General features: G+C 44.2%; 7 protein-coding genes. 6 read left to right on the top strand and 1 reads right to left on the bottom strand.

Translation table 11 applies throughout. The features are described from left to right. Positions 1-144: 144 nt before the first annotated feature. Positions 145-1299 carry an RNA-guided endonuclease InsQ/TnpB family protein gene (locus tag AC4EVX_RS07435; protein ID WP_490159892.1) on the bottom strand — a complete coding sequence of 385 codons (1155 nt, stop codon included), beginning with the start codon at positions 1297-1299 and terminating at the stop codon, positions 145-147. 424 nt (positions 1300-1723) lie between these two features. Here AC4EVX_RS07435 and AC4EVX_RS07430 point away from each other — a divergent pair, with 424 nt between their 5' ends. The 6 genes from AC4EVX_RS07430 (at position 1724) to AC4EVX_RS07405 (ending at position 7271) form a co-directional block, all read left to right on the top strand. Next, positions 1724-2590: an SH3 domain-containing protein gene (locus AC4EVX_RS07430; RefSeq protein ID WP_177976954.1), complete on the top strand. Its 867-nt coding sequence runs from the start codon at positions 1724-1726 to the stop codon at positions 2588-2590. Between the two features lie 451 nt (positions 2591-3041). Beyond that, entirely contained in the window at positions 3042-3353 is a 312-nt protein-coding gene (locus AC4EVX_RS07425) for an ATPase (protein ID WP_177976955.1), read from the top strand. Between the two features lie 4 nt (positions 3354-3357). Beyond that, positions 3358-4401: a V-type ATPase subunit gene (locus AC4EVX_RS07420; protein ID WP_177976956.1), complete on the top strand. Its 1044-nt coding sequence runs from the start codon at positions 3358-3360 to the stop codon at positions 4399-4401. 14 nt (positions 4402-4415) lie between these two features. Continuing rightward, on the top strand, positions 4416-6353 hold the full coding sequence (locus AC4EVX_RS07415) for a V-type ATPase 116kDa subunit family protein (protein WP_177976957.1): 1938 nt from the start codon (positions 4416-4418) through the stop codon (positions 6351-6353). Positions 6354-6529: 176 nt separating this feature from the next. After that, entirely contained in the window at positions 6530-6958 is a 429-nt protein-coding gene (locus tag AC4EVX_RS07410) for an ATPase (RefSeq protein WP_177976958.1), read from the top strand. A gap of 4 nt (positions 6959-6962) precedes the next feature. Next, positions 6963-7271 carry a V-type ATP synthase subunit F gene (locus AC4EVX_RS07405; protein WP_177976959.1) on the top strand — a complete coding sequence of 103 codons (309 nt, stop codon included), beginning with the start codon at positions 6963-6965 and terminating at the stop codon, positions 7269-7271. Positions 7272-7349: the final 78 nt, after the last annotated feature.

Below are 7349 nucleotides of genomic sequence, written 5' to 3'. Positions count from 1 at the left end.
CATTCCTACTTCATCGAGTATGCTTTCATACTGCCGAAACAGATACTACTTGCAAGTTCTTGTACTCTCCATAGGCGTAAATTCCTGACTAACGAATCAGTACATATATGTGATAACTTCAATGTGTTATACCACAGATTGTTTTTAAACATTTTCTCCATATCTTTTCAAATTTAAAGCAGCCTGATAATCTCTGTCAATTACATTTCCACATCCACATTTATAAATACGATCTGACAGCTTCAAATCTTTCTTAATTGTTCCACAGCAACTACATAATTTAGAACTTGGGAAGAATCTATCAGCAATGATTACTGGAATATGATTCCATGTTGCTTTATATTCAATCTGTCTTCTAAATTCATAGAATCCTTGTTGTTGAACAGCTTTAGATAAATGTCTGTTTTTCATCATCCCTTTTACATTCAAATCTTCCATACAAATAAAACTTGGTTCTCGTTTTATAATTTCAGATGTTATTTGATGCAAATAGTTCTGACGAATATTCGTTAGTCGGTGAGTAATTTTCAAAAGTTTCTTTTCACTTCTTATAATATTGCATGTTTTACAGTAACTTTCTCCTTTCTTATTTTTCTCATATTTTCTTGAAATAGAACACTGCAATCTTCGTTTCTTCTTTTCAAGTTGTTTTACTTCATGTGTCTTGTTGATGTTTTTATATTTATTTTCATCTGAACAAATGGCTAAATCCTTAATTCCAAGATCAATCCCAACTCCATCTTTGTTTGGAGTTACACCTGAATCAGAATATTCAATTCCAACCGTAATCCACCAATTCAGCCCATCAAATTTAATACGAGGATTGCTATACTTACAATTCGTGGGGACTCGTCCATGTTCTGCAAGTCGAATCCAATTTATTTTTTGTTTATTTTTCTTTTTAGAAACAGCAAATCCTTCCATTTTTACATGCATTTCAGAAAACTGAATTTTTACATTGTCTTGATAAAAAGATGGTGTTGTTTTCTTTTTACTCTTGAATTTTGGAAACTTTGCTAATCCTTTAAAAAATTTTTTGTAAGCGTCGCAGGCATCTTTAATTGCTTGTTTTGTAACATTATTAGAAATATCATTTAACCACTTGTATTCCTGCGTTTGTTTCATCTTTGTAAATTCTTTCCGCAAATCTATATCAGATAGAAATTTACCGTCACTTTTAGAGTTCTCCTGCTCTTTTGCTAAGGCCCAGTTATAAGCAAATCTTGCTGTATTCGCATATTGAAACAATTTTGATTTTTGCTTATTATTTGGAAGTAGCATTACTCTGATTGTTTTTATTATTTATATCACCTTCTTTTGCATGTTATAAAAGTCAACACTTAATTATGACATTTTATAAGTTTGCGCTAACAGACATCTCCCTCCAAAACTGATTTACAGCACAAACCGCTGTTCCTTCATTCTAGCAGACTTCCCGACCATTGTCGACACATAACCTGCTAAATATCAACTATTTCTGAATAAAACCGTTTCCATTTCATATCCTGTAAAAACAATTTTATGCGTCGCAGAAACGGCGACGGCGATAATTCTTCACCCGGAATCTCCGAAACAGATCTCTCGATTTTTAGGTGTACATGAGACCGGAAATTATAGTATAATGAAGATAACCGCAAAAGTACTTTGCGGTTATCAAAAAAGATATCATCCTGCATGTACAGCTGTTTTCTCGCTGTACTGCTTATACAAAGGAGGACGGTCTATGGGAACAAATTCAAATATCAACTGGGAAAAAATCCAGCAGGGCGTAAATGAAGTAGAACGGCTGATTGGTCAGAAGGAATACAATTCTGCGATGATCACAGCACGTCAGACTCTCGAGCTTATGGTCAGACTTCAGATGGAGCGCGCTGACATCGTGAGCACAAACAGCGATTTGATGAGCATGATCGACTGCCTGTACAAGAACCGATGGATCAGCAAAGCTACCTGCGAGCGCTACCACAAGATTCGCATGATCGGCAACAAAGCTGTCCATGACGGAGACAACAACACATACAGCGCCAACCAGGCATACCATGAACTCTCTCAGGAGGTCTACACCTTTGCCAACGACTATCGCAATGCGCAGAAGGGTGTTCGACCTGCTCCCGCACGTCAATCTGCCCCCCGTCAGAACCGACCGGCGCGAAGCACCGAATCGGCAGGTGCCGAGTCGTCCAAGAGAAGCAGAAAGCAGAAAGGCATCACCTTCACCTGGACAGATCTTCTCAAACTGCTGATTCCGATCGTTTGCATCGCACTCCTCTTCGTTATCATCAAGATTGTTCGACCAAACTCTGACACCGGCAAGAAGAAGACAACCGCTCCGATCACGACAGAAGCTGTCACCAGCGCAGATTCCACAGATGAGACGGATTCCGCTGAGACAGCTCCGGAAGTCATATACCGCACCACAAGCAATCTGAATGTGCGCTCCCGCCCCAGCACGGACGGCGACAAGATCGGTCAGCTCTCCGCCGGCTCCGCGATTGAATACATCGGAGACAGCGATGACGGCGCCTGGGCGAAGATTAACTACAACGGTCAGGAAGGCTACGTCTCCAAAGAATATCTGACTGCGGAGTAGGCATTTTCTTTACAGGATACAGCACAAATTTCTGCTGTATCCTGTTTTTTTGCGTTCCAATTTTATTTTTCCCGCCGATTTCAATTCCCGTACTTGTTTCTTTTTACTCACTTTTGTATCCATTATTTCTAATTCTGTATATGTTCTATGAAAAATTCTCCCATGCTCCCTCTATTTTTTGTGCATAATGTCATAAAAACTTTGTTAAGATTTTATTCTTGTTGCATTTTTGCTCTGGCTTTTTTTTGCAAAAGGTGTATGATGATACAGGAAAGACCTATTAAGTCAGAGCCTATTATATTTATAGGTCTAAACTTATAGATCTTTTTCTTTCTCTCTCCGGATTTTTTTATTCTGTTCGATTGTGAACCCATTTTTAATCGCTGGGACTCCTTTTTGAACCGAGCTGAAACAATTTCCGGACAGACATAAACAGACAAGGAGGAACGCGATGGATAAGGTTATCAAAAAGATTTCGGAAATCGAGGCAACCGCTTCATCCGTCATGGACGATGCCAATAAACGCAAGCAGGCATTTGCCAAGGAAATGGAAGAAAAGACTGCCGAATTTGATCGAAATTTGGATGCACAGACAGAAAAAAAAATCCATGAGCTTCAACATCAGATGGAAATTGAGATGAATTCCAAGTTGTCAAAGCAAAAATCGGATGCAGCTGCATTTCTTGCGCAGATGCAGACGAACTACGACAATCACCATCGGACGTATGTCCAAAAACTGTTTGAACAGTTGGTAAAGGAGTGATGGTATGAGCCTTCTGACTTACAGTGGAATCACAACCAAAGTAAGAGCCATGCAAAGCCATCTGCTCTCAGAGGAACAGTTTCACGAGATGGCAGGACTTGAGGATGTCCGCAGTGCTGCCGACTATCTGAAACAGCTCCCCACCTATGCGGAAATCTTTGCAGGTGTAGATGATTCCAACTTGCACCGCGGTCACATCGAACAACTGCTCACGCTGTCCGAATACCGGGACTTTGCAAAACTTTACCGCTTTTCCAATCTCCCACAGCGCAGATTTCTGGATCTCTACTTCATGCACTACGAGATCAATATCATCAAGCGAATTCTCAGGCACGTCATGGGACATCAGGAGACCGTTCTCGATCTCTCGATGTTTCAGGAATTCTTTGATCGACATTCCAACATTGATCTGCCTGCACTTGCACAGTCAGAAAATCTGGAGGACTTTCTCTCACGGCTGAAAGGTTCCCCTTACTATGAGTTTCTGTCTGAGCTGGCTTCAAAAGAAACCTGCACGATGTTCGATCTTGAGATGAATCTGGATCTCTTTTATTTCCGGACACAGTGGAAGGTCAAAAACAAGATGCTCAGCCGTGAGGAACGCCACGCACTCGAACAGTGCTTCGGATGTCGTCTCGATCTTCTGAACATTCAGTGGATCTACCGCGCGTGCCATTACTATCACCTGTTGCCATCCGACATCTACGCACTTCTGATTCCGGTCAACTACAAGCTGAAACCGGATCAGATCCGACATCTCGCGGAATCCGCAGACAACGAGGAATTCTTCTCCGTCCTGCGCGAGACGTTCTACTGGAAATTCCAGAAAGGCGAGATCACCAGAAAACCGGATATTGAGACGCTCTACCATCAGATCTGTAACCAGATCTACGCAAATGCGGGGCGCAGATATCCCTACTCCGTCGCGATTCTCGACTCCTATCTCTATTCTAAGGAACTGGAACTTCAAAAAATCATCACCACGCTCGAGGGCATCCGTTACCGGCTTGACGCCGGCGAGATTATCGCGCTGGTAGAGAAACAATAAGGGGGGTCTTACCTGTGATAGAAAAAATGAAATTTCTGCGTATCACCGGTCCCAAGGATGACATCGACCGAGTCGTTGACCAGTATCTCTCCAAATATGAGATCCATCTGGAAAATGCACTCTCCGAGCTTAAATCGGTGTCAGGACTGAGACCATATGTGGAAAGTAACCCATACAAGGGAGAACTTCAGACTGCCGTAGAACTTGCTTCTGCGTTTCATGAACCGCTTCCGGCATCCCCGAAAAAGGAGGTCACAATCGAGGAAGCTGTACGAATTGTACACCACCTCGATGAGGAGCTGAAAAAGCTCTCTGCAAAGCGGGATGCTCTGATCAAAGAGCAGGACAGAATTCAGACATCGATCTCCAACATCATTCCGTTTGCGGATCTGAACTATGAAGTCCGTGATATTCTGAATTTCAAGTATGTCCGCTTCCGTTTCGGACGCATGACACACGAGTATTACGAAAAATTCATGGCTTACGCCTACGACACGATCGACACCGTCGTTCACAAGTGTCAGGAGGATGCCGAGTATGTCTGGCTGATCTATTTTGTGCCGGACTCCGTTCACGAGAAGATCGACGCGATCTATGCTTCCCTGCATTTTGAGCGCTTCTTCCTCCCGGATGAGTACGAGGGCACACCGGTCGACGCAACACACAGCCTTGAAAAACAGCTTGCAGACACTGATGAACAGCTTCGCAGTCTCGAACAGCAGATCAACGAGATTCTGAATTCCCATAAAGAAGATCTCGCCTCGGCGAAACATCGCCTCTCTGTGTATGCCTCGAACTTTGATGTCCGCAAACTCGCAGCCTGCACAACGAACCACGATCACACCTTCTACATTCTGTGTGGATGGATGACCGAGGAGAATGCAACCGCATTCTGCAAGGAGATCGAGCAGGATGCTGATACCTTCTGCTTCCTCGAGGACGATCACGAAAACGTGATCAGCAAACCGCCGACAAAGCTGAAAAACCCGGGACTCTTCAAGCCGTTTGAGATGTTTCTTCAGATGTACGGACTTCCGTCCTACGGAGAGATCGATCCTACGATTCTTCTCGGCATCACTTACTCGATCCTCTTCGGATTTATGTTCGGAGATGTCGGTCAGGGACTCTGCCTTCTGATCGGAGGCTTCGTGCTCTACCGGACAAAGAAGATGAACCTCGCCGCGATCATTTCCTGCTGTGGAATCTTCTCGACGATCTTTGGTTTCCTCTTCGGAAGCGTCTTCGGTTTTGAGAACATCATCGAACCGCTCTGGCTCAGACCGAAGGAAGCAATGACGAAACTTCCGTTTATCGGAAACTTAAACACCGTCTTCGTCGTTGCGATCGCGCTCGGAATGGGAATCATCCTGCTGACCATGATCTTAAACATCGTCAACAGCCTGCGCTCCCATGATCCGGAGAAAGCATATTTTGACAACAACGGAATCGCCGGTATCGTCTTTTACGGATCTGCGGTTCTCACGATTGTCCTTTACATGACCGGACAGACCCTCCCGGCAACCGGAATTCTGCTCGTTATGTTTATCCTCCCTCTGCTGATTATCTTCTTCAAAGAACCGCTGACCGCAGTTCTGGAGAAAAAAGCAAAAGTCATGCCGGATGAGAAGGGCATGTTCTTCGTACAGGGATTTTTTGAAATGTTTGAATTGCTTTTAAGCTATTTTTCCAACACTCTTTCATTCGTCCGTGTCGGCGCTTTCGCAGTCAGCCATGCGGCGATGATGGAGGTGGTTCTGATGCTTGCGGGCGCTGAGTCGGGTGGAAATCCGAACTGGATCGTCGTCATCCTCGGAAACCTCTTCGTCTGCGGAATGGAGGGATTGATCGTCGGAATTCAGGTGCTTCGTCTGGAGTACTACGAGCTGTTCAGCCGTTTCTATCGTGGAACGGGACGCGCCTTCAAGCCTTATGGGAAGTCGAAGGAAGCCTGATAGATATCCAAATTCAAAGCACGGCTCCAACGGCGAAAGAAGTCATGCAAACACGGGTTTGCATTGACCTTCTCGCCTTTTGTCGCCGTTATAACCACTACAAGTTATTATAAGTAAGCTATAAAAAGCAAAGTTTTCACTCTCAACATTCAATTTATATAAAGGAGAAAACAGTCATGACCTTATTAGCAAAAATCACTTTAGCCGTAGCACTTATTTTAAGCATCGCCATTCCGTTCGGAGCTTTCGCAGTTGGAGAGAAGACAAAGGGACGCTATAAGACCGCTCTCGCTGTCAATGTCTTCCTGTTCATGGGAACTCTCGTCGTAGCAGGCGCAATGATGTTCTCCGGTCAGGCATTCGCAGAAGAAACTGCAACGGCTGTATCAAGCGTCGCAGGTTTTGGTTACCTCGCAGCAGCACTTTCTACCGGTCTTGCCTGCATCGGTGGTGGTATCGCCGTTTCCGCAGCTGCATCTGCCGCTCTTGGCGCAATCAGCGAGGACAGCTCAATTCTTGGTAAATCCCTCATCTTCGTAGGTCTTGCCGAAGGTGTCTGCCTGTATGGACTGATCATTTCCTTCATGATCCTGGGCAAACTTTAATTCTATGAAAATGTATTTAATCAGCGACAACATCGACACCTGGACAGGAATGCGCCTGGCAGGTGTCGAAGGCGTTGTCGTTCACAAAAAAAACGAGCTCAAGGAAGCACTCGATAAGGTTCTGACCGACCGTGAAATCGGAATCGTTCTTCTGACTGAGAAATTCGGCAGAGATTATCCAGATCTGGTCAATGAAGTCAAACTCAACCACAGACACCCGCTGTTTGTGGAGATTCCGGACCGCCACGGAACCGGTCGCAAGCCGGACTTTATCACTTCCTATGTGAACGAAGCGATCGGATTAAAGTTATAACATTCCTTCAAAATTACAGATAGCGTAAAGATAACATTATAAAATCGCTATAATATAGAATATAGAAAGCAGGTGACC

The sequence above is a fragment of the Brotaphodocola sp. genome (assembly GCF_983179755.1).
This window is presented reverse-complemented; position numbering and strand designations above follow the sequence as displayed.

Coding starts and splice junctions, on each gene's coding strand:
- AC4EVX_RS07430 (WP_177976954.1), top strand. CDS start 1,724: ATGGGAACAAATTCAAATATCAACTGGGAAAAAATCCAGCAGGGCGTA.
- AC4EVX_RS07425 (WP_177976955.1), top strand. CDS start 3,042: ATGGATAAGGTTATCAAAAAGATTTCGGAAATCGAGGCAACCGCTTCA.
- AC4EVX_RS07420 (WP_177976956.1), top strand. CDS start 3,358: ATGAGCCTTCTGACTTACAGTGGAATCACAACCAAAGTAAGAGCCATG.
- AC4EVX_RS07410 (WP_177976958.1), top strand. CDS start 6,530: ATGACCTTATTAGCAAAAATCACTTTAGCCGTAGCACTTATTTTAAGC.
- AC4EVX_RS07405 (WP_177976959.1), top strand. CDS start 6,963: ATGAAAATGTATTTAATCAGCGACAACATCGACACCTGGACAGGAATG.